The 18,971-nt window shown below is 56.5% G+C and carries 19 protein-coding genes; 5 read left to right on the forward strand and 14 right to left on the reverse strand.

The features are described 5' to 3' along the window. Positions 1-70: 70 nt before the first annotated feature. Both ABMA60_RS03145 and ABMA60_RS03150 read left to right on the forward strand, forming a co-directional pair. Positions 71-874 (forward strand): inositol monophosphatase family protein, encoded by an 804-nt coding sequence (locus ABMA60_RS03145; protein ID WP_392798579.1) that lies wholly within the window; start codon positions 71-73, stop codon positions 872-874. Between the two features lie 82 nt (positions 875-956). Further along, positions 957-1,712 carry a helix-turn-helix domain-containing protein gene (locus tag ABMA60_RS03150; protein WP_392798581.1) on the forward strand — a complete coding sequence of 252 codons (756 nt, stop codon included), beginning with the start codon at positions 957-959 and terminating at the stop codon, positions 1,710-1,712. A 32-nt stretch (positions 1,713-1,744) separates the two neighbouring features. Here ABMA60_RS03150 and ABMA60_RS03155 read toward each other — a convergent pair whose 3' ends face one another. Both ABMA60_RS03155 and ABMA60_RS03160 read right to left on the reverse strand, forming a co-directional pair. Next, the gene (locus ABMA60_RS03155) at positions 1,745-2,683 is read right to left on the reverse strand and encodes a putative metalloprotease CJM1_0395 family protein (protein ID WP_392798584.1); all 939 of its coding nucleotides are present in this window, start codon (positions 2,681-2,683) and stop codon (positions 1,745-1,747) included. 12 nt (positions 2,684-2,695) lie between these two features. Further along, a complete protein-coding gene (locus ABMA60_RS03160; protein ID WP_392798587.1) occupies positions 2,696-2,932 on the reverse strand; it encodes a hypothetical protein in 237 nt (78 codons plus the stop codon). A 280-nt stretch (positions 2,933-3,212) separates the two neighbouring features. On the opposite strand from ABMA60_RS03160, the gene ABMA60_RS03165 reads away from it, so the two are divergent. Both ABMA60_RS03165 and ABMA60_RS03170 read left to right on the forward strand, forming a co-directional pair. Further along, positions 3,213-3,938, forward strand: coding sequence for a ComF family protein (locus ABMA60_RS03165; protein ID WP_392798590.1), 726 nt, complete (start codon positions 3,213-3,215; stop codon positions 3,936-3,938). A gap of 82 nt (positions 3,939-4,020) precedes the next feature. Next, positions 4,021-4,995, forward strand: a complete 975-nt coding sequence (locus ABMA60_RS03170) for a serine/threonine protein kinase (RefSeq protein WP_392798592.1) — start codon at positions 4,021-4,023, stop codon at positions 4,993-4,995. An 89-nt stretch (positions 4,996-5,084) separates the two neighbouring features. Here the strand turns inward: ABMA60_RS03170 and ABMA60_RS03175 are convergent, their stop codons facing one another. From ABMA60_RS03175 to ABMA60_RS03215, 9 genes are all read right to left on the reverse strand, one after another. Continuing rightward, positions 5,085-6,836 carry a PPC domain-containing protein gene (locus ABMA60_RS03175; protein ID WP_392798596.1) on the reverse strand — a complete coding sequence of 584 codons (1,752 nt, stop codon included), beginning with the start codon at positions 6,834-6,836 and terminating at the stop codon, positions 5,085-5,087. 253 nt (positions 6,837-7,089) lie between these two features. After that, positions 7,090-7,539 (reverse strand): transcription antitermination factor NusB, encoded by a 450-nt coding sequence (gene nusB / locus ABMA60_RS03180; protein ID WP_392798598.1) that lies wholly within the window; start codon positions 7,537-7,539, stop codon positions 7,090-7,092. Beyond that, complete coding sequence (ribE, locus tag ABMA60_RS03185; protein ID WP_392798601.1) at positions 7,536-8,030, reverse strand: 6,7-dimethyl-8-ribityllumazine synthase; 495 nt, start codon at positions 8,028-8,030, stop codon at positions 7,536-7,538. Before ribE ends, nusB begins: the two co-directional genes overlap by 4 nt. Before the next feature lie 53 nt (positions 8,031-8,083). Continuing rightward, positions 8,084-9,205, reverse strand: coding sequence for a bifunctional 3,4-dihydroxy-2-butanone-4-phosphate synthase/GTP cyclohydrolase II (gene ribBA / locus ABMA60_RS03190; protein ID WP_392798604.1), 1,122 nt, complete (start codon positions 9,203-9,205; stop codon positions 8,084-8,086). Positions 9,206-9,257: 52 nt separating this feature from the next. Beyond that, the gene (gene ribD / locus ABMA60_RS03195) at positions 9,258-10,379 is read right to left on the reverse strand and encodes a bifunctional diaminohydroxyphosphoribosylaminopyrimidine deaminase/5-amino-6-(5-phosphoribosylamino)uracil reductase RibD (RefSeq protein ID WP_392798606.1); all 1,122 of its coding nucleotides are present in this window, start codon (positions 10,377-10,379) and stop codon (positions 9,258-9,260) included. A gap of 2 nt (positions 10,380-10,381) precedes the next feature. Continuing rightward, the gene (gene nrdR, locus ABMA60_RS03200; RefSeq protein ID WP_392798609.1) at positions 10,382-10,840 is read right to left on the reverse strand and encodes a transcriptional regulator NrdR; all 459 of its coding nucleotides are present in this window, start codon (positions 10,838-10,840) and stop codon (positions 10,382-10,384) included. Positions 10,841-11,245: 405 nt separating this feature from the next. Further along, positions 11,246-11,566: a c-type cytochrome gene (locus tag ABMA60_RS03205; protein ID WP_392798612.1), complete on the reverse strand. Its 321-nt coding sequence runs from the start codon at positions 11,564-11,566 to the stop codon at positions 11,246-11,248. A 54-nt stretch (positions 11,567-11,620) separates the two neighbouring features. Beyond that, positions 11,621-13,006, reverse strand: coding sequence for an L-serine ammonia-lyase (locus ABMA60_RS03210; protein ID WP_392798615.1), 1,386 nt, complete (start codon positions 13,004-13,006; stop codon positions 11,621-11,623). 114 nt (positions 13,007-13,120) lie between these two features. Beyond that, positions 13,121-14,008: a LysR family transcriptional regulator gene (locus ABMA60_RS03215; RefSeq protein WP_392798618.1), complete on the reverse strand. Its 888-nt coding sequence runs from the start codon at positions 14,006-14,008 to the stop codon at positions 13,121-13,123. 101 nt (positions 14,009-14,109) lie between these two features. Here ABMA60_RS03215 and ABMA60_RS03220 point away from each other — a divergent pair, with 101 nt between their 5' ends. Then, positions 14,110-15,126 carry a zinc-binding alcohol dehydrogenase family protein gene (locus tag ABMA60_RS03220; protein ID WP_392798620.1) on the forward strand — a complete coding sequence of 339 codons (1,017 nt, stop codon included), beginning with the start codon at positions 14,110-14,112 and terminating at the stop codon, positions 15,124-15,126. A 6-nt stretch (positions 15,127-15,132) separates the two neighbouring features. On the opposite strand, the gene ABMA60_RS03225 is transcribed toward ABMA60_RS03220, so the two are convergent. From ABMA60_RS03225 to ABMA60_RS03235, 3 genes are all read right to left on the reverse strand, one after another. Continuing rightward, positions 15,133-16,050 (reverse strand): DMT family transporter, encoded by a 918-nt coding sequence (locus tag ABMA60_RS03225; RefSeq protein WP_392798622.1) that lies wholly within the window; start codon positions 16,048-16,050, stop codon positions 15,133-15,135. An 85-nt stretch (positions 16,051-16,135) separates the two neighbouring features. After that, positions 16,136-17,398 carry a serine hydroxymethyltransferase gene (gene glyA, locus ABMA60_RS03230; protein WP_392798624.1) on the reverse strand — a complete coding sequence of 421 codons (1,263 nt, stop codon included), beginning with the start codon at positions 17,396-17,398 and terminating at the stop codon, positions 16,136-16,138. 538 nt (positions 17,399-17,936) lie between these two features. Further along, positions 17,937-18,896 carry a hypothetical protein gene (locus ABMA60_RS03235; protein WP_392798626.1) on the reverse strand — a complete coding sequence of 320 codons (960 nt, stop codon included), beginning with the start codon at positions 18,894-18,896 and terminating at the stop codon, positions 17,937-17,939. Positions 18,897-18,971 lie beyond the last annotated feature (75 nt).

The following is an 18,971-nucleotide window of genomic DNA, read 5'->3' on the forward strand; positions in this document are numbered from 1 at the left end:
ATTCTACCCAAGAAGCAGCCTGGCTGTCCACCGAACTGGGCCGTGAATCATGCCTTTCAGAGGAACGACCATGTCGTTAAATGCTCGTCTGTCCTTTACTGAGGACCTGGCTGTCCAGGCCGGTCAGTTGATCCGCAAGCGCCGCGAAGCCGGCAATCTGAATACCGATTTCAAAGGTGGCATCGAACTGGTAACCGACGCCGATCTGGCATCGGAGCAGTTGATCACCAATGCCATTGCCGCCAGCTATCCCAGCGACGCCATTCTGGCTGAAGAAAGTAACCAGTCGCTGAGCCCGGCTGAATTGAACGGCCCACTCTGGGTCATCGATCCCATCGACGGCACCGTTAATTACGCCCACGGTCACAATATGGTGGCAGTCTCGGTTGCCTGGTACGACGGCGGCGAGGCGCAAGTCGCGGTGGTCTATAACCCCTTTCTGAACGAATGCTACACCGCCATTCGTGGCCAGGGTGCCTGGTTGAATGGTCAACCGATTCAGGTATCGGGCAAGACCGAACTGGCGCGTTCCATTGTCGGCACTGGCTTTCCCTATGATCGTGCCGCCCGGGCGGAATTGTTACCACGGCTGAGTCGGGTGTTGGCGGAATGCGCCGATGTGCGACGCCTGGGTTCGGCGGCGATGGATATCTGTTGGGTGGCCAGCGGTCGTCTGGATGCCTATTACGAATCGATCAGTCCCTGGGATGGCGCGGCCGGTCAATTAGTGGCGCGCGAAGCCGGCGCCAGTCTGAGTCATTTTCTGCCGGGCGAGGGTGACTTGCCGGAAGAACTTGAGGGGCGCCATTGGTTGATCAGTACGCCGGGCATTCATGAGTCGCTGAGAGTAATGTTGGCGTCGCAGGGAGACTAGCGAACAGTCCGTTCATTAGGTAAATGGTGGTGGAGTGTGCGACGATTGGTAGCGTCTAGTGCTACCAAGCAATACCGCCACCATGTCTCAAACAGCCCAACTCGTCGACACCCTCAAACGCATTCTGCGCGAACGCAAAATCACCTATTCCGATGTGGCCAGCCATCTGGATCTTAGCGAAGCCAACGTCAAACGGATGTTCTCCAAACGTCATTTTACGCTGACGCGATTGGAAGAAATCTGCGCTCTGGCGGGTACTGACCTGGGTTATCTGATGACCCGTATGCACGAACGGGCGATGAATCTGGATGAGTTGAGTGAGGCCAGCGAAGCCGAGTTGGTGTCCAATCCGAAACTGCTGTTGATGGCACAGTTGATGGTTAACCGCTGGTCGTATGAAGACATCGTGGCCACCTATCAGATTGACCAAGAAGAAGCCTGCAGACTGCTTGAGCAGCTGGATGAGATGGGTGTGATTGGGCGCTTGCCGGGCGAGCAGATTCAAATCAAGATTTCGCGCGATTTTCGCTGGATTCACAACGGACCGGTGTATCAGTTCTTCCAGCAGCACATCTCGAATGAGTTTTTTGACAGCAACTTTGATCCACGCCTGGGCGAAATTCTGGTGTTTGTCGGCGGTATGTTGTCGCGCGAATCGAACCAACGCATGCAAAATGCGATTCGCCGTCTGGCCAAAGAATTTGATGAGTTAAGTTTGGACGATGCCCGGTTGCCGCAAAATGATATTTTCGGCACCGGTCTGGTCCTGGCGATGCGGCCCTGGGAATTGAGCATCTTCACGCAGATGCGCCGTGGACCCATTACCAAGAAGTTTTGAGGGTTTGACCCGGCGATGAAGGCGCCGGGTGCTTAAACGATGAAGTCCAGGTTGCGGCCGACAGTCGCCTGTTGATCGCGGTACTGTTCGCGCACCAGGGCCTGATCGTTGACCTCACGGCTCTGCTCGAAAATGGCTTCGAAGCGCTCGCGAGCGTTATCAACTTCCTGCTCTCTGACTTCATTATTGCGCTCACCGGAGCGTTCCGTCTGGTTCTCCGACTCCTGCTCAATCGAGCGGGACTCTGCCACTTCCTGGTCACTGTCCGCGCTCTCGGCGCGTTCCTGCTGACGCAGTTCCACCTGAGCCTGCAGCGCCATTAACGTCGCCTGGGCGGCAACGGAACGGTCCTGATTGGAGGGTTCCGCCGGCGCCAACGCAGCCTGACGAATCTGCTGGGCTTTTAATCGCGTGGCTTCAGGGTTGCCCGGTATGGGTGACAGGTCGATGGGCACTTCACCCGATACCGCATAGCGACGACCGTCCGGGCCGGTGGTGTAGTCCAGTTTCATGGCGCCCGCATACTGGCCACCTACGGTCTGGTGGGCCTGTTCATGGCTGCGCACTTCCCGGTCACGACGAGCCAGGTCACGGATGGTTTCCAACTGCTCTTTCTGCAGGCGTTCTTCGTTGCGACGTTCAGTCTGGTTGCGTGACTCACTGTCGTCTGCTTGCTGTTCCTGCTGCGCTGCTTTGGGTGTTGCTTCGACATCCTGCCGGGCGCTGGCTCGCTCCCCAGTCGTCGGTTGTGACGACTGGCCGGTGCGGCTTTGCTCAGTACGACTTTGTTCGGTGCGATCCTGGCTGGGTCCAGCGCGGTTCTGGCTGGCCGATGTCGCTTCACCTTCCTCAACGGGGGCAAATACCGCCGTTTCATTGCGACGACGCAACTGCGCCTGCTGATCAGGATCGTTCAGTGGGGCAACACTGGGCGTTACAGAGGTCGGGGTAAGGCCGCTGACTGTCGACATCGTTGTACTCCGCTAAACCTCGATATCCAGCAAGCTGCCTAAGGTCGCTGAGCCGGCCTCGACAACGCGAGCGCTGGCCTGAACCTGAGTCTTGCCTTCAATCTGTTCAACTAAGGGAGGAGCGAGGTCTTCAGTTCCGCCTTCTTCGGCTGGAATATTGGCACGCGCAATCTCATGGCCGCTGCGAGCCAGAGAGTTCATGCCGGTATGGATACCGGAAATTGCACTGCTGAAGACTGAACCTATCATTTCATGCTCCGGGATGATGTCCCTGAAGTTACAACGAAAACGGATGGATCAATGGTACAAACGTTTGAAAATCCGTTTGAAACGTTTGAATTGAGCATATTTTAACCAGCATTAGAGGCCTTGTTGTAACAAATTGTTATAAAAGTTCAATTTAATGGTCATTTTGCCGACTTAATCACAGTTCGACCCCCAATCCGTGCATTTGCAACGCTGGTTATTGCGTTCCGGCGTCGGCCTTTCTTACAGTATTCGGCGATTTGACCCGAGTGAGCAGGCACGGATGCCATCAAAACTCCCCTCTTTTATTCACCCGGCTGCGGTTGCGGTTGGCGCTGCGGTGAATCGTGTTATCGGGCTGCAGTGTCCGTTGTGCGAGCAATCCTCGGTTGACGGCGAACTTTGTGAGCTCTGCCGCAGCTGGCTGCAACCGCTGTCCGATCCCTGCAGCGGCTGTGGTGCACCCCATACTCTGGTGTCGCTGTGTGGTCGTTGCCAGCGCCGCCCGCCGCCCTGGCAGCAACTGCGAGTCGCCTGGCCGTTTGCCGAAGCATGCCGGTTTCTGATCCATCAAATGAAGTACCACCAGGATTACGCCAGCACCCGGGTGTTGGCGAAACAATGGCTGTCATTGATGCAGGCACAGCTGGATCTGTCGGCCGATGCCTTACTGGCGGTGCCGGTACACCGCAGCAAGCTGAACCAGCGAGGCTTTAATCAGGCACAGTGGCTGGCTGCTATCTGGTCGCAGCTGTTGGGAATTCCTCTTTGGCAGGGCGCTTATAAGATGCGTTCGACGCCGGCTTTGGAAGGGTTGAACCGGCGTCAGCGTAAGGCGGCGTTGAGCGGTGTGTTTAAGGTCACCGGACCCGTGCCGAAGCGGTTGATTGTGGTCGATGATGTGTTGACCACCGGTGCCACCCTGAGCGAGCTGAGTCGCGAACTGTTGCTGGGTGGTGCGCAGCAGCTCGAGGTCTGGACGCTGGCGCGAACGCCGCTGGGTGACTAAGCGCAGCGTCACACTTTTTAACCCCGCACTTCAGACGGCCTTTGCTCTACAATGCGCCGACATTTTCCCGCCAGGCTGTGACATGACCACAAGCGCCCACCCTTACGATGCTCTGAGCCAGGACCGGCTGATCGACTGGATCGAATCACTCGGCCTGTGGTCGGACTATCGACTTTACCCGCTCAACAGTTACGAAAACCGGGTCTATCGGGTAGGCATCGAAGACGCCGAACCGATGGTGGTAAAGGTGTACCGACCCGGGCGCTGGAGCGAAGCACAAATCCGCGAGGAGTTGCTGTTTACCGCTCAGTTGGCCGAGGCCGATGTGCCGGTGGTGCCGGCGCTGGAAATTGCCGGTGATGTGCTGCACCAACGCGACGGTTTCTACTTTGCCTGTTTCCCGATGCGCGCCGGCCACGCCTTTGAACTGGATAACCCCGATCAGCTGTATCGCATTGGTCAGCATCTGGGTCGACTGCATAATATCGGTGCCGTGGAAAGCTTTGCCCATCGTCCACGTTTGTCACTGCTTGAACCGCTGCAACAGGCGCAAAGCTTCTTTGCCGACAGTCCACTGCTGCCGGACGATCTGCGCGCCAATTATCTGGCCACGCTGGAACCCTTGCTGCGCTTGATGAGTGACCGCTTCGAGCCGATCTATCGTGATCTGCCAGTGCATCGCATCCACGGCGATTTTCACGCCGGCAATATTCTCAGTCGGGGTGATCAGTTGCTGATCGTCGATCTGGACGACACTGTGATGGGACCAGCGGCTCAGGATATCTGGAAGCTGCTGTCCGGTGACGTCAATGAACAGCGTCTGCAACTGAGCGAACTCGAAGAAGGCTATGAGCAGTTCCGCGCCTTTCCCAAAAAGGATCTGGCCCTGCTCGAACCCTTGCGCACGGTACATATGGTGCGTCACACCCTGTGGATTGCACAGCGCTGGCAAGACCCGGCCTTTCCGCGCGCCTTTTCCTGGTTCGACAGTGGGCGCTTCTGGAGTGATCACTTACTGGCATTGCGCGAGCAGTGGTCGCTTTTACAGGAAGGTTGATAGTTGCAGGAAGCTTGATCGCTGCAGGAAGGATCAGCAGCAATAAAAAAGGCGGCCGTGGCCGCCTTTTTTATCGACTGCCAAATGGCTTAAGAGGTAACGGCGGTGGCCTGAGTGATTTCCAGGCGAATGGTGCCGTTGCTGCTGTTGCCGAAGTCGCGCACCTGGATGGTGTATTCACCCGGCGTCAGGAACTGTTCGATCAGCGAGTTGGTGCCTTCGCCGCCGTCGTCATCTTCCAGGTTCAGACCGCCACCGCTGAGCGTCAGCACGGTGTCGGCTGAGGTCGAAGAGGCGCTGATGCTGACGGTACGAGCGCTGTCGACGGTCAGGTTGTAAGTCAGCGGTTGGCCGTTTCGCATTTGGCCATAGACCACATCACCGGGTGCCACTTCGCCGCCGTCCTGCAGACGACCGACGGCTTCGGCCTGGGCAACGCTGATGTTGAAGACGCCGCCGGCACTGCCGTAAGCCGATACCTGAATGCTGTAAGTGCCCGGTTCCAGCAGCGTTTCAATGCGCGAATTGGTGCCGTCGCCGCCATCGTCGTCGCTGAGGTTGATGCTGTTACCGACCAGCGTGACCAGGGTGTCGAAGTTCTCTGAACCGACATCGATAGTGACTTCGGAGCGCTCTTCAATGGTCAGGCTGTAGGTGTTGTCAGTGCCGCTGTGCAGGCCGGTCAGTTGTTCACCGGGTTCAATGCTGCCTTCGTTGGTCAGCTCGCCGCTGAACGGTTCGATGCGCGCGCGCAGGTCGTATTGGCCGCCGTTGCCGGAACCGAAGGACTGTACCAGCACGCGGTAATCACCCGGACGCATGACCGAATCGATTTCTGAGTTGGTGCCGTTGCCGGAATCGTCATTACGCTGGTCGCCATAAGGTCCCTGGATTTCCAGCACGGTGTCGAAGTCTGATGACGCCAGGTTGATGGTGACCTGAGCCAGTTCGTCGAGCGTGAAACGGTATTCGTTGTCGCGGCCGTTACCCAGCACGCCAATGATTTCGTCACCGTTAGACAAGGGACCGCCGTTGCGCATGCCTTCGGGCATCAGGCTGGCGGTGGATTTCAGGTAGAAGGCCTGGCCGTCAGTCGTGGCGACAGCGGCGCATTCATCATCAGGCAGGTTGTTGGTGGGGCGCTGGCCGGGAATCAAAGAGATTTGGTAATCGCCCGGTTCCAGATAGGTGGTCATGCGCAGTTCTTTATCACCGCAAGCCAGGGCCTGATCGCGGAAATTATCACCGCTGATGCTCAGACCAAGGCGACCGCTGGTATCGATCAATTGCAGGTCGAGTTCGGTGGCGTCATCCACGTTCAACGGTAAATTCATCGGCTTGTTGCCGCCCATTTCCGCGAGAATGGATTCGCCGGCTTGCAGACGACGAGTCGAGTCCGAGGCACTGACTGCATTCAGTTGATAGGGACCATAGGCGTTGCTGTTCTGGCCACTGACGATCAGCGTTACGCACTGGTCAGCCGGCGGATCGATCAGCACCAGGCCACCTTCAGCAGCGGTCGCTTTGTTGCCAGCGCCAATCAGGCTGTAGTTTTCATCGATCAGCGACAACCGAGCGCTGAACGGACCCTGGAATTGATACAAGGCAATGGCATCACCATTGCCCGCACAAAAGCGATGACTGGAATAGCGGGTGCCATCGTTCAGGTTGACCGGGCTGGCGGAGGTCAGTTCACCGCGCAGGTTGTCGCCCAGTGTTGAGACAGGGACTTCTTCAGCGAATGACGGGGAGGCAAAGACGGCGCTCAGGGTGACGACCAGGCTCAGGCCAGTCAGTGGGCGACGCGCCCTGAGTTGAGTTGCGCTCAGGCGGCTGATCATGAAATACATCTCCTTGGGGGGTAGTTCACAGCCAGGTCTGCCTAGCTGCTCAGCAAAGCGGGAACTATAGGCAGGCATCTTCAAATGGTAAAGTTGAATGCATTGGTTCGTGAGCCCCGTCAGGCTTTTGAATCAGGGGACTTGCGTTGCGTTTGAATTTCCGCACCAAGTGATCTGGTACCGTTTGAACGTGGGCCGCACCCGGCTCGATTAAAGCCGGATACGTTTGAGGGAAGGGACGGGTGTTGCCGGACTAGTTCTTGCGTCCGGCCTGAACTTCCGGTTGGCGTAAATGCTGGGCGAGTTTATCGAGCACGCCGTTCACATAGCGGTGACCTTCGCTGGCCCCGAACACCTTGGACAGCTCGACACCTTCGTTGATCACCACCTTGTACGGAACGTCCAGTCGGTGGACCAATTCATAGCTGCCCATACGCAAAATCGCCAGCTCTACCGGGGTCATGTCGCGGGTTGGACGATCGGTGAAGCGTTCGATCTGGCTGTCGAGGTCGGCCTTGGTGGTGGCGACACCGCGCAACAGTTCCGAGAAGTATTCGCCGTCGACCTTGGTCATATCGTGATCGGCATTGAACTCGGCTTCGATCTGACTGATTGGCGAGGCCGAAACCTGCCACTGATACAAAGCCTGCACCGCCAGTCGCCGCGCTTTGCGGCGGGCCGCCATGGATGGACGTTCGCTCATTCGCTGGCCTCGATCTGCTTGAACAGGTTGACCATTTCCAGCGCGACCTGAGCGGCTTCGGCGCCTTTGTTACCAGCCTTGGTGCCGGCGCGCTCGATGGCCTGTTCGATGGAATCGACGGTCAGCACGCCGAAGATCACCGGTACGTTGGTGGCCAGCGACACCGAACTCAGACCACCAGCGGCTTCACCGGCGACGAAATCAAAGTGCGGTGTGCCGCCACGAATGACGGCGCCGAGCGCGACGATGGCGTCATAACGGTCAGTGGCCGCGAGCTTCTGACACACCAGCGGCAATTCATAAGCACCAGGAGCGCGCACGATGGTGATCTGGTCGTCTTTGATGCCGTGGCGTTTCAGTGCATCGACGGCGCCGTCGAGCAGGCTTTCAACCACAAAGCTGTTCCAGCGACCCACGACAATGGCGTATTGCGCGGCGTTCGGCGAAAAGTCGCCTTCCAGAGTTTTCAGTGCAGAGGTGAGTGTCGACATCGTCCTATCCTGTTGGTGGAGCTCGCGCTCCAGGCAAAAAATAAAGTGGCCGGTCAGTCGCCGGCCGCAGCGATATATTCTGTCACTTCCAGATCGAAGCCGGAAATGCCACCGAATTTGATTGGCGAACTCAGCAAACGCATCTTGCCGATGCCCAGCTCACGCAGAATCTGCGAGCCGGTGCCGATGGTGTTATAGGTGCCGTATTTATCGACCTTGGGATTGCGTCGATTAGGTTCGCCCTTGCACTGCGCCAGTTCGGTCAGCACATCCGGCGCTTGCTGCACATCGAGCAGCACCACACAGCCAGCGCCTTCTTCGGCGACGCGTTTAAGCGAAGCATCCAGCGTCCAGCCGTGACCGCGCGGTGGCGCCACGCCCAACAAATCGCGCAGCGTCTGGGCGACGTGCACCCGCACCAAGGTCGGTTCGTTAGGGTCGAACGGACCGCCCAGCGTCAGTGCCAGATGGGTGCCGCCGCTGACGCCATCGCGAAACACCTGCATATCGAAGGGGCCGTTGCGGGTTTCTAACTGGCTGGTCTCAACGCGCTCGATGGTGCGTTCGTTGAGAATGCGGTAGTGAATCAGATCGGCAATGGTGCCGATGCGCAGGCCGTGTTCTTTGGCGAAGACTTCTAAATCCGGCCGGCGCGCCATTTCGCCGTCTTCTTTCATGATTTCGACGATGGCCGCTGCCGGAATCAGACCGGCCATGCGCGCCAGATCGCAACCGGCTTCGGTATGACCGGCGCGGCTCAGAACGCCACCGGGCTGGGCGCGCAGCGGGAAAATATGGCCGGGCTGAACGATGTCTTCGGGCTTGCTCGCCGGATCGACCGCAACGCGAATGGTGCGTGCCCGGTCGGCAGCGGAAATGCCGGTAGTGACGCCGTGCGCCGCCTCGATGGAAATGGTGAAGGGTGTGCCGAAGGCGGAACCGTTGTCTTTTTTCACCATCGGTTCCAGGCCTAAAAAGTCGCAACGCTCGCCGGACAACGTCAGGCAAATCAGGCCGCGTGCCTTGGACGCCATAAAGTTGATGATTTCCGGCGTGACTTTTTCCGCCGCGACGATCAAGTCGCCTTCGTTTTCGCGATCTTCATCATCCATCAGGATGACCGGTTTTCCCTGGCGAATGTCGTCGATGATGTCTGCGATACTGTCCAGTGCCACTGCGGGACCTCGTCGTTGTAAAAGAGCGACCGCCGCGCGGCCAGGCTCGCTGTCAGGTTAGGGTAGCGCTCGGGCTTTTCAAGCGCGGTTGCAGCCGCCAGCACAGATCGGTGCCCAGGCTGAGTCGTTCGATCACATTAAATTGCTGGCCGTCGCTCAGTTGACTCAAAGCGGTGGCGTACAGCGGGCGGATGGCGGAGCCCAGAAAAACCGGCGCCTGATAGAGCCGCACTTCGTCGACCCAACCGCCATCAAGCAGGCTGGCGGCCAGTGTCGCGCCGGCTTCTGTCCAGACTTCGTTGTAGCTCTGTTCACCCAGCCAGTTCATGACGGCGGTTAAATCGAGCTGGCCGTGAATGTTCAGCGGCAGTTCGTGCAGTCGGGCACCGGCGTCTAACAGTTGTTGTTGCGCGGTCTGATTATCGTTCGGGCCATGCAGTAACCAGGTTTCGCCGTCGAGACTGAGCATCTTGGCGTTGCTGGGCGTACGCAGGTGAGTATCGAGCACAATGCGTGCAGGCTGGCGCGGATGATTTTCCAGCCGCACATTGAGCGACGGATCGTCGGCCAGCACCGTGCCGATGCCGGTGAGAATGGCGCAGCTGCGTGCGCGACCCTGTTGCACATGGTGGCGTGATTCGGCGCTGGTAATCCATTGGCTGTCGCCATTGGCCAGCGCTGTTGCACCATCAAGACTGGCGGCGAGCTTCAGCGTCAGCCAGGGCTGGCCTTTACGCATGCGTTTAAGAAAGCCAGCGTTCAATGCTTCGGCGTCGGCACGCAGTACCTCGGTGTGAGTCTCGATGCCCGCCGCTTCCAGTCGCGCCAGACCACGGCCAGCCACATCCGGATTCGGGTCTTGCATGGCGGTAACGACACGGCTTACGCCAGCCTTAATCAAAGCATCGGCGCAGGGCGGAGTGCGACCGTGATGACTGCAGGGTTCGAGCGTGACATAGGCGGTGGCGCCGCGGGCTTTGTCGCCGGCAGCGGCCAGAGCATGAACTTCGGCGTGAGCTTCGCCGGCGCGCTGATGAAAGCCTTCACCGACCACTTCACCATTGCGCACCAGCACACAGCCGACGCGAGGATTGGGTGTGGTGGTGGTCAGTCCACGTGTGGCCAGTTGCAGCGCGCGGGCCATCCAGATGCTGTCATGACGGTAATCGGGCACGATCAGGGCTTCTTGCTTTCCAGACGGTCGATCTCGCTGCGAAATTCGCTGAGATCCTGGAAGGAACGATAAACAGAGGCGAAGCGCACATAGGCGACCTGGTCGAGATCGCGCAATTCATCCATAACCGCTTCGCCAACACGACGCGAGGGCAATTCACGCTCACCAGTGGCACGTAAGGCTTGCTTGATGCGGGCGATGGCGGCTTCCACATCCTCGACACTGACCGGGCGTTTTTCCAACGCTCTTTGCAAACCGGCGCGCAGCTTGAGTTCATCGAAGGCTTCGCGATTGCCGTTTTGCTTGATCAATCGCGGCATCAGCAGCTCGGCGCTTTCGTAGGTGGTGTAGCGTTCGCCGCATTCCAGACATTCGCGACGCCGGCGCACCTGCTCGCCTTCGGCAACCAGACGCGAATCGATCACCTTGGTGTCCTGAGCTTTACAGAAGGGGCAATGCATGACGGCAGCGCTGACTCAATGCGTGAATGGGGGTAAATATTTGAACGCCGTAGTGTACTGGCAATGCACACTTTTGGCGATCAATTCACCCTTTTTAGCGTCTTGACTTTTACCAAGTCCGCCAGGAATCGGGCTTGGCGGGTGATGATTATTCACATGGCGGGCGTGCACCGTCTCAGTGCTTTTGACGTCTTGTCTTAGCGTCGGTCAATCTATGATCAATTCAGCAACTCTATGATTTTATTGGGTTTTTTGTTGTTGGTCATTTTTTGATCAATAATTTGCAACAACAGTGTCATGCCACTAAGGCGTTGCTATAAAGAGGCTGTGCACAATTTTATCCACAGATTCTGTGGATGGATGAGGCCAGCCAGCATGGTAGGCGGACCGGCTGGTTTTTGCGCCTCAGCGACCCGGCGTCAGGCTGGCGTAATAGGCTGCCAGGTTGCGGATGTCGTCGTCCGACAGACCCGCGGCCAGGCTCCACATCACCGCCGCGTTACCGCCCTGGCGGTCGCGACTTTTATAGGCCTGCAGCGCCGACACCAGATAGGCTTCTTTCTGGCCGGCAAGGTTGGGATAAACCGGAGCATTGGAAATGCCGGCGACGCCGTGACAACCGACACACAGACGCGACTTATCGCGCCCGGCATCAATATCGCCGTCGGCCAGCGCCAGCGGGGAGAGCAGAACTATAAACAGCGTACTGATAATTCTGAGGGCCATGGAGGTTCCTAAAAATAGACGTCAGGGGTGTTCAGCTTAAAGCCCGCACGCTAATCAGCAAACCACCACATTGACCGCCAGGCCACCGAGCGCGGTTTCTTTATATTTGGCGGTCATGTCTTCGCCGGTCTGGCGCATGGTTTCGATTACCTGATCCAGCGACACTCTGTGATCGCCCGGTTCGCGCAGTGCCAGCCGAGCTGCCTGTATGGCTTTAACGGCACCGAAGGCGTTGCGCTCAATACAGGGCACCTGCACCAAGCCACCGACCGGGTCGCAGGTCATCCCCAGATGATGCTCCATGGCAATCTCCGCCGCGTGTTCGGCCTGGGCCGGGCTGCCACCGAGCACCGCCGCGAGTCCGGCGGCGGCCATGGACGAGGCCACGCCGATTTCGCCCTGGCAACCCATCTCGGCAGCCGAGATGGAGGCATTGCGCTTGTACAGCCAGCCAATGGCGGCACAGGTGAGCAGGAAGTCGGTTTCGGCGGCCCGATCGAGGCTGGGTAAATGCAAGCGGATATAAGCCAACACCGCTGGAATAACCCCGGCCGAACCGTTGGTCGGCGCGGTGACCACCCGGCCACCGGCGGCGTTTTCTTCGTTCACGGCCAAAGCGTAGACGCTGACCCAATCGATCAACGCCAGTTCATCAGTGGCTGGTTTCTCTTTTAGCGCTTTGACCATACGTGCGGCGCGACGCTGAACGTCCAGACCGCCGGGCAGGGTGCCGGTCAGGGTCATGCCTCTATCCAGGCAGGCGAACATGGCGTCGATGATCAGCTTGCTCCAGGCAGCCAGCTCAGTGTCGGAACTGCCCAGGCCGTTTTCGTTGGCGCCAATCAGTTGCGCAATGCTAAGTTGATGCTCGTTGCATTGCGCTAACAGTTCTGTGGCGTTAAAGAAGGGATAAGGCCGGCTGTCGGGAAATTCCTCGAGCAAGTCCCGATGCGCCGAATCGCGCGCCAGCTCATTGGCAATGGCACCGCCGCCGACCGAATACCAGGTTTCGCTGAGTAAGACGATGCCGTTGGCGTCTTCGGCGGTAAAGCGCATGCCATTGGGGTGCTCGGGCAGGAAGACGTCTTTAAAAAGACGCACGCTCTCATCAAGATTGAATCGGAGATCGCGTTGACCAGCCAACCGCAGACGTTGCTCGGTGCGCACTTTGAGGAAGGTCTGATCGGCCTCTTGCGGATCGACAGTGGCCGCATCCAGACCGCAAAAACCCAATACCACCGCTTTATCGGTGGCGTGGCCCACACCGGTCAGCGCCAGCGAGCCATAGAGGTCGGCGCGCAATTGTTCGACCTGGTCGAGCAAGCCCTTCTCCTGCAGATGCAGCACAAAACGTTCAGCCGCGCGCATCGGCCCGAGCGTATGCGACGACGACGGGCCCAGCCCGACCTTAAACAGATCCTGTACTGAATAGGGTTGCATCTATCCGCTTCCGAATTGGGATGGTTAGCTGCGCATTGTTGTTGCTGAAGTTGGCCTTGTCGATCTGCGTGCCTTGGTTCAGTCCGCTATAAGCTGTATGGCTGTGTTGCCAGTCTACTGGCGATAGGCCGTTAATCGCTGTTGCAGAAATTCCCTTAAGGCGGTTACTGCCGGTGTTAATGACAAGCGATGCGCGCACAACAGATACAAGGGCGTCGCTTCGGTGGGCCAGTCGGGTAACAGAATTTGCAGCCGACCGGCCTGCACATCGGCTTGCACATCGAGTGCCGACTTGTAAGCAATGCCTTGACCACGAATCGCCCAGCGCCGCACGCAATCAGCGTCGTCACTGCTGCGGTCGCCGCTGACGCGTACCGTCTGGTCACCAAAACGCCAGCGATCATGGAGTCGGTCACCCAGCAAAAAGCGCAGGCAATTGTGCTGGCTCAGGTCGGCGGGTCTTGCCGGTGTACCGTGTTGGCGCAGATAGTCATTTGAGGCGCACAGAACGCGATGGTTATCGGTCAGCAATGGCAAAGCGACCAGGCTGGAGTCTTCCGGCAGGCCATAGCGCAAGGCCAGGTCGACCGGTTGGCGATAAAAATTACTGAGTCGATCACTGACGCGTAACCTGAGGCGTAAATCCGGATGGCGAGCCATAAAGTCATCGAACCAGGGCAATAACAGATGACGACCGATATCCGATGGCATGGCAACCGTCAGTGCGCCGGCAATGCGTTGGCGCTGTTGATTGATGGCCGCTTCGCCGGCCGCTATGGCATTTAAGGCCGCTTTGGCGTGTTCCAGGTAGTGCGCGCCTTCGGTGGTCAGGCGCAGATGTCGGGTGGAGCGAACCAGCAGCCGCAAATCCAGCTCAGCCTCGAGTCGTTTGATCGCCAGGCTGGCCACCGCCGGGGTGATGTCCAGGTCGCGAGCAGCCGAGGAAAGGCTGCCCAACTCGGCAGCCTGGACCAACACCTGCAAATCATCCAGTCGCACCATTTTCAATAATCTATAGAAACTGAAACCAATATTTTGCTCTATTTCTATAAAAAATGCTTTGTCATGCTGAGTGCCCTGAACCATTAAGTGGAGAGTATTAAATGAAAGCCGTTGCCTTTACCCAAAGCCAAACCATCGATCAGGCCGAGGCCTTGATTGACCTGGACCTGCCGATACCGGAACCCGGCGCGCATGATCTGCGTGTTGCGGTACGTGCCATAGCGGTTAACCCGGTGGACACCAAAGTGCGTAACAGCGCCTTGCCGCAACCAGGCGAGCCTCGGGTACTGGGTTACGATGCGGTCGGTATTGTCGATGCCGTGGGTGCTGAGGTGAGTGCCTATCAGCCCGGTGACCGGGTCTGGTATGCCGGCAACATCGCCCGGCCGGGTTCCAATGCCGAATATCAGCTGGTGGATGAGCGCATTGTCGGTACTGCCCCGACTCAGTTGAGCGATGTCGAGGCTGCGGCTTTACCGCTGACGGCGATCACCGCCTGGGAATTGCTGTTTGATCGGCTGGAGTTGGATCGACGTGATACTCGTGGCCAATCGCTGTTGATCGTTGGCGCGGCCGGTGGTGTCGGTTCCATTCTGATTCAGCTGGCCAAGCAGCGAACTGACTTGCAGGTGATTGCTACCGCATCACGTCCTGAAAGCCGCGATTGGGTGACCTCGCTGGGCGCGGATACGGTGCTCGATCACAGTCAGCCACTTGATCAGGCCTGGCAGGCAGCGGGTTTGAAAGCGGTTGATTATGTCATCAGCCTGACCCACACCGACCGCCATTTCGATGCACTGATTGAGCTGTTGAAACCTCAGGGCAAACTGGCGTTGATCGACGATCCGGACCTGATCGACGTACGCAAACTCAAGCGCAAAAGCCTGTCGCTGCACTGGGAACTGATGTTCACCCGGCCGCTGTTTGGCACCGACGACATGATTCGTCAGCAGCAGTTGCTGAACGAGGTCGCGCAACTGGTCGACGCTGGCCACATTCGCACCACCCTGGCTGAGAATCTGGGACCTATTAACGCGACTAACCTCAAGCGCGCCCATGCGCTGCTGGAAAGCCAGCGCACCATTGGTAAGTTGGTGTTGAGCGGCTTTGCCGACTGAGTGCCGTCAGCCGGTGATCGGTGGCGGCGCTTCCGGCGGTACCGATGGCTGGCGTTTTTCCTGGCTGAGATAGACGCCGACAAAGACCAATACGATGGCGATCCATTGCCACAGATTGACGCGCTCGCCCAGCAAGGCCATCGAAAACAGCAGGGTAAACACCGGCAACAAGTTAGTGTAGCCAGCGGCGACTGAGGCTTTCAGATAGGTCAGTGAATAGTTGTACAGGCCGTAGGCGCCGAGCGTGGCAACCAGACCGAGGTAGACGATGATGCCGAAGGTGCTCAGCGAGATCTGCTGCGGCCAGTCGGACATCAACGCCAGCGGGAAGAAAAAGACGGCGCCGACGCACGCCTGAAAGGCGGTAATAAAGAAAGCCGAATAACGCCGGGTCAGGTTTTTCACCATCAGCGTATAGCCGACCGCCGCCGCCATGGCGAGCAGCTCGAGCGTATTGCCGAGAATGGCATTGGGCGCTTGATCGTCGTCTTCGCCGGCGAGCGTCATAACGATGACCCCGGTCACGGCGATGGCGAAACCGACCCACTGGCGCGGCAAGGTGCGTTCTTTTAATAAAAAGTAGGCGGCGACGGCGACCATCAGCGGCAACATGGCGGTGATCATCCCGGCCTGGCCGGCGCTGGTGTATTGCAGCGCCTGAGCTTCGAAGATGAAATACAGGCAGGGCTCGAACAGCGCCATACCGGCGAGCAGTTTCCAGTCGCCTTTTTGATAATTAAAGCCGTGGCGCAACCAGGGCCAGACCACTAAAAAGGCCAGCGCGCCGACGCACATGCGCAGGAAGACGACGATCATCGGCGACAGTTCGGTCACCGCCAGCTTCAGGGCAATAAAGGAAGAACCCCAGAGCAACATGGCGAGCAGCAGCGCCAGATGAGCGCGCAGGGTGACATTATCCGGCATGGCACGACCTCATTTTTTGACCCTGTAAAACAACAAAGCCCCTTGCCGCAGCGCGACAAGGGGCTGGATTCAAACCCTGTCGCGCTTAGCGATAAACCGGCAACTTGGCGCAGATGGCCAGCACCTTGTTTTTCACCGTCTCGATCACGCTGTCACTGTCGCCGTTTTCCAGCGAATCCAGCACATCGCAAATCCAGCCGGCCAGTTCGCTCGATTCGGCTTCGGTGAAACCGCGACGGGTGATCGCCGGTGTACCCAGACGCAAGCCTGAAGTCACAAAGGGTGAGCGTGGATCGTTCGGGACGGCGTTTTTGTTGACCGTGATGTTGGCACGACCCAAAGCGGCATCGGCGTCTTTACCGGTGTATTCCTTGCCGATCAGATCGACCAGGAACAGATGGTCGTCAGTGCCGCCAGAAACGATATTGATGCCGCGCTCGATAAAAGTGGCTGCCATGGCCTGAGCGTTTTTCACCACCTGAGTTTGATACGCCTTGAAGTCTGGCTCCATGGCTTCTTTAAAGCACACCGCTTTGCCAGCGATCACGTGCATCAGTGGGCCGCCCTGGCTTTCCGGGAAAACGGCGAAGTTGAGCTTCTTATTCAGCTCTTCGTTTTCTTCGGCCAGAATCAGACCGCCGCGCGGGCCGCCCAAGGTTTTATGCGTGGTGGTGGTGGTTACGTGCGCATGCGGCACCGGGCTAGGGTAGACGCCGGCGGCAATCAAACCGGCGACGTGCGCCATATCGACCAGCAGGTAAGCGCCCACTTCGTCGGCGATCTTGCGAAAACGCGCCCAGTCGACCACGCGGGAATAGGCCGAGAAGCCAGCAACAATCATCTTCGGCTTATGTTCGCGCGCCAGTTGCTCAACCTGCTCGTAATCGATTTCGCCGGTTTCCGGGTTCAAACCATATTGAACAGCGTTGTAGATGCGACCGGAGAACGACACCGAAGCACCGTGCGTGAGGTGACCACCGTGCGCCAGGCTCATGCCCAGAACGGTATCGCCGGGTTCGCACAACGCCATATAAACGGCAGCGTTGGCCTGAGAACCGGAATGCGGCTGAACGTTGGCGTAACCCGCACCGAAGAGTTTTTTGGCGCGTTCGATGGCCAGGTTCTCGACCACATCGACGTGCTCACAACCGCCGTAATAACGCTTGCCCGGATAGCCTTCGGCGTACTTGTTGGTCAGCTGAGAACCCTGCGCCTGCATGACTCGGGGCGAGGTGTAATTCTCGGAGGCGATCAGTTCAATGTGCTCTTCCTGACGCTTGCGCTCGGCTTCCATAGCCGCCCACAGGTCGGCATCGTAATCGGCGATGTTTTGAGTCTTCTCGAACATGGCAATTTCCTCGGGCAGGTTGGCCTTGGCCAGCTAACGAAAGGGTATCGATGGGGATGACCGAAACTGACCACAAGATCAGCTTTGGCTCAGCCACAGCAGGCCTTTCGCGAAGGGGCGTTATTGTACATAACAGGCGCCGTTTTCCCACCGCCAAAACGCAGCCAGCCTTCCCATAGTCAGGGCTTTTCTCTACCCTAGTCGCTCATTATGGATACCCGGTGAGCCGCTTTTTCATTCGCTCGCTGTTTGGCATCCGCCGCACTTCCTCATTTATTTCATCAAGGCAAAGGTGCACTGGTGGCTCAATATGGGGTTAATACTGATGTGTATTTGTAACGTTTAAAAATGTAGGGAAAATAGTTGATGTGCTATGGCTTAAAACGCATCTAATGCTGCATGGGCCAAAAATAGAGGGTATTTTTGTAACCTTATCACTGTGATCGCTAGTTAAACGTTACAAAATGGCGCAACTTCCATTTCAAAACATGTTTGTTACCTGAAAGGTGACACCTAGGGATCTTAATAGTTCTATTAACTAGTTATCTGATCCATTAATCAATATGGGTTGAACCCCAGCAATCAGGTCTTTCGATATCCTCAGTGGTTTTGATAAATCACCAGAACCAAGGTCAAGAAACAACTCAGAAGAGGTTTCACCAATCAAATATACTTTCGACTGCACCATATTGTATAAATCAGAGCCGTCTTTTGTGATAAGAGAAGATTCATTAAATATTAAATTAACAAGCCTAGGTTCGCCTCCTCCCACTTCAAATCTTATTTCGCCATAAAACCTCGATCCGAGTTCGATTGTTGCAAACCCAAGCATTACTACTACAAGAAAAGCTGAGAAAAAATCTTTTACTTGAAAATTGAAGTGCGAGAGGAAAAATATTAATAATGAAAAATATAAAAAGAACATATGCAATTGAAGAATTTTTTTATCAGGAAGAAAGTTATAAACTAGGAATATTACTATTGTATATAAAAGAGTCTTAACGTATATGATGTTTTCTGAGTGTTTCTCACGATTCTCAAGCTTGTAAGTGACCAAATAGTCAATAATAAAAGCTCCAATTAAGATTGCAGTGAATAAGTGTAAGATATTTGAAGCCCCAAATAAAATGGAATATAAAAGATGTACTGCGATTGAGGACTGAAACTGCAATTCGTATATTATAAAAAAACCAATATAAAGTTTCCACCACTTGGTTGGTTCTGATTTTTTTTCGATTTTTAGAAGCTCTCCATAGTACTTCTTCACTTCAAAAATCCGCCTACCAACAAAGAAGTAATAAGCAGCAATGATAATTGAGAAGATCACCCCTGCAGAAAGAAATTGGACGCTTATGAATTCATAGGAATAGAACCCGTAGCGAGAAAAATATGAATTTACACCAATATATCCAATAACGTAAAAAATCGAAATAGATGCGCCGACTATTTGAAAAAGTGAAGTTGCACTATCAAAAGGTTTATTTATGTCAAAACTCACGATGTGATTGCCCCATTAAAGCGAACACCCTGATGTACTTAACGGCATCTGTGCCTTATAACTCCAGGGTTATTT

Source organism: Saccharospirillum sp. HFRX-2, from assembly GCF_043196805.1.
In the GTDB taxonomy this organism is placed as follows: Bacteria; Pseudomonadota; Gammaproteobacteria; order Pseudomonadales; family Natronospirillaceae; genus Saccharospirillum.

Coding starts and splice junctions, on each gene's coding strand:
- glyA (WP_392798624.1), bottom strand. CDS start 17,398: ATGTTCGAGAAGACTCAAAACATCGCCGATTACGATGCCGACCTGTGG.
- ABMA60_RS03170 (WP_392798592.1), top strand. CDS start 4,021: ATGACCACAAGCGCCCACCCTTACGATGCTCTGAGCCAGGACCGGCTG.
- ABMA60_RS03150 (WP_392798581.1), top strand. CDS start 957: ATGTCTCAAACAGCCCAACTCGTCGACACCCTCAAACGCATTCTGCGC.
- ABMA60_RS03225 (WP_392798622.1), bottom strand. CDS start 16,050: ATGCCGGATAATGTCACCCTGCGCGCTCATCTGGCGCTGCTGCTCGCC.
- ABMA60_RS03215 (WP_392798618.1), bottom strand. CDS start 14,008: ATGGTGCGACTGGATGATTTGCAGGTGTTGGTCCAGGCTGCCGAGTTG.
- nusB (WP_392798598.1), bottom strand. CDS start 7,539: ATGAGCGAACGTCCATCCATGGCGGCCCGCCGCAAAGCGCGGCGACTG.
- ABMA60_RS03210 (WP_392798615.1), bottom strand. CDS start 13,006: ATGCAACCCTATTCAGTACAGGATCTGTTTAAGGTCGGGCTGGGCCCG.
- ABMA60_RS03155 (WP_392798584.1), bottom strand. CDS start 2,683: ATGTCGACAGTCAGCGGCCTTACCCCGACCTCTGTAACGCCCAGTGTT.
- ABMA60_RS03175 (WP_392798596.1), bottom strand. CDS start 6,836: ATGATCAGCCGCCTGAGCGCAACTCAACTCAGGGCGCGTCGCCCACTG.
- ABMA60_RS03165 (WP_392798590.1), top strand. CDS start 3,213: ATGCCATCAAAACTCCCCTCTTTTATTCACCCGGCTGCGGTTGCGGTT.
- ABMA60_RS03220 (WP_392798620.1), top strand. CDS start 14,110: ATGAAAGCCGTTGCCTTTACCCAAAGCCAAACCATCGATCAGGCCGAG.
- ABMA60_RS03145 (WP_392798579.1), top strand. CDS start 71: ATGTCGTTAAATGCTCGTCTGTCCTTTACTGAGGACCTGGCTGTCCAG.
- ribE (WP_392798601.1), bottom strand. CDS start 8,030: ATGTCGACACTCACCTCTGCACTGAAAACTCTGGAAGGCGACTTTTCG.
- nrdR (WP_392798609.1), bottom strand. CDS start 10,840: ATGCATTGCCCCTTCTGTAAAGCTCAGGACACCAAGGTGATCGATTCG.
- ABMA60_RS03205 (WP_392798612.1), bottom strand. CDS start 11,566: ATGGCCCTCAGAATTATCAGTACGCTGTTTATAGTTCTGCTCTCCCCG.
- ABMA60_RS03160 (WP_392798587.1), bottom strand. CDS start 2,932: ATGATAGGTTCAGTCTTCAGCAGTGCAATTTCCGGTATCCATACCGGC.